Raw genomic sequence first — 2,529 nt, 5'->3', positions numbered from 1 at the left:
TTATCTTTTCAGGGTAAAATGGGCTTTAAATTCTTTACGTGTACCAGTATTAGGTTCATTATACTCTACTACAAACCAATAGTCGCTTGTTGGCATTGGATTCCCATTATAGGTTCCATTCCATCCTGCGCCTGTCGGACTGAGTTGCTTGAGTAATTTTCCATATCTGTCAAATATATAAATTTTTGCGTTTGGTTGATTATTTATTGCACTAATGTTCCATGTGTCATTATATCCATCTCCATTTGGTGTGAAAAATAATGGGTAGTCCATTACCACAACTTCATCACTAGCCTCTCCACATCCATTCTTATCTCTGGCTGTTACCACATGTTCTCCTAAGGATACATCTACAAAGATCGGTTCATCCTGCCATGCCCCATTATCTAAACTATATTCATAATCACCTGGTCCTTCAACACTAACCTCTATCACATGGGTCTCTGCAAAAGCATCTGTGCTTACTGTAGCTGTTACCACTGGTGGCGCACTCTCTATAACCTCTGTACTATCACTGCTCTCACACATCGTATTTGGTGAACTGCTCATATCAACTACCGTTACACTATAAGTACCTCCTGCTGTTGGCATATAACTCCCCTGTGTTGCTCCTACAATCTCCGTTCCATTAAAGAACCATGTAAATCCATAAGCTGGTGTACTTAGTCCTGTATCTAACACTGGAGCATTTAATACTTCACTCCCGTTAGTGTCCACACATAATATATAACTGTCCTCCAAATCAAATACTGGTAACGGATTAACCTGAAGGGTCAATGGAGCCACTGCATAACAAATTGAGGTATCCATACCTGATCCATCTGGTGTATCATTATCTACACGTGCCCATATCACCTGTGGGTTTACTAAATTCTCATACAAGGTTGGTAGTGGATTCACTGCTAACTCTGCATCTGCCTCACTCGCATAATACGTCACAATGTAATTCGCTGGATCCTGTCCATCTAATATTGCTGAGTTTTGCTGCTCTAAATCAAACTGAGCACTATTATTACTCGGGTCATTATCATCGTCCATCTCATCATCACAAATCTCAAACACTATCGCTTCCATATCACTATTAGCCTCTGCTGCCTCCTGTACCTCTACATTAAAACTCGGTGTGCTTATCGAACAGCCTGTAGCATTATTAGTGATCGCTACAAAAATCTGTTGCGGATTACTAACATTAGTATACGGACTCACAAGCGCATTGACAAGATCATCTGCATCTTGCTGAGTGGCGTGATACGTTACTGTAAATAACGTCGGATCTTGACCATTTAGTACTTCAGCATCTTTTGTTGTCAGATCAAAATCATAAATACCATCATTATTAAGCTCACAGGCGATAAAATCGCTCACTGCTACAACATCTGGTAATGGATTCACTATAAGGGTAAAGTTTACTAGAGTAAAACAACCTGTAATATCATTGGTCACTCTTACATAGATTACCTGTGGTGTAGATGTATTGGTATACATCGTTGGATCAACTATCGCATTAACGCCATCTTCTGCATCCTCCTGAGTCTCATGATAGGTTGGCGTCACGCCTACCTCACCATTGAGTAGTAATACCTCATTAGTAGTAAGATCAAAGACCTCTTCCATATCTCCTGTGTTGATATCATCACACAGTATTAACTCCGGAAGCACCTCTGTTGGTGTTGGGTTTGGTAACACTCGAATGGTAAGCGTTGTTTGATCGCTACATCCTGTATCAGTATCGGTAACTACAGCATAAAGCGTTTGTGGGTTTGCTGGTGCACCTCCTATAGACATATTGGTATACGCCTCAGCGTCTACGGCATTAGTTTGAACATCTGCATCAGCCTGTGTCTCGTAATAACTCACACTCCAACTCGCCTCGCCTCCTGTGATCTCATTGTCTTTTACCGTAAGATCAAACACAGTAAGCTCATCGGCCACTTCATCATCACAAAGTTCTAATGGTGTTGGTTGTACTGCCACTGGTGGTAACTCCACTCGCAAGTCAAACATCCCTGTATCTACACAGCCATTGATCGAACTCTCCAAACGAATATATAAGGTTTGTGGATTACTTGTATTGGTATAGTTCCCTACATTGGCGATTGGATTGTTACCCGTCTCTGCATCAGCCTCTGTAACATGATATGTTAAAGTCACATCGGTTTGAACTCCGATGATCTCTGCATCTTTTGTCGTTAAATCAAATTGGGTGATCCCATCTGCATTGGTATCACAAATAACATAATCCTCTATATCTACAGGAACCTCTGGTGAAGGTAATACCCGGATTGTTAAGGTCTCTGATGCATTATAACAACCTGTAATCGTATTGGTGAGTCTAATGTAGATTGTCTGCTCATCTATAACAATATTAGTGTATGGACTAACCAGTGCATTATCCCCTGTCTCTGCATCTTCTTGCGTCTCATGATAGGTCACTACTGTATCTAACTCTCCGCCTATGATCTCTAAGGTTCTATCATCTAATGTGAATGTGGTAAAACCATCATTATCCTCATCACACTCCTCCAAATC

At 40.9% G+C, this 2,529-nt stretch carries 1 protein-coding gene; it reads right to left on the bottom strand.

All coding sequences use genetic code 11. The annotated features are described in order from the left end of the window. Positions 1-2,529: T9SS type B sorting domain-containing protein (locus Q0951_RS17010; protein WP_299339527.1), on the bottom strand; the 2,529-nt coding region annotated here is incomplete at its 5' end.

This window comes from uncultured Psychroserpens sp. (assembly GCF_947501425.1).
In the GTDB taxonomy this organism is placed as follows: Bacteria; Bacteroidota; Bacteroidia; order Flavobacteriales; family Flavobacteriaceae; genus Psychroserpens.
This window is presented reverse-complemented; position numbering and strand designations above follow the sequence as displayed.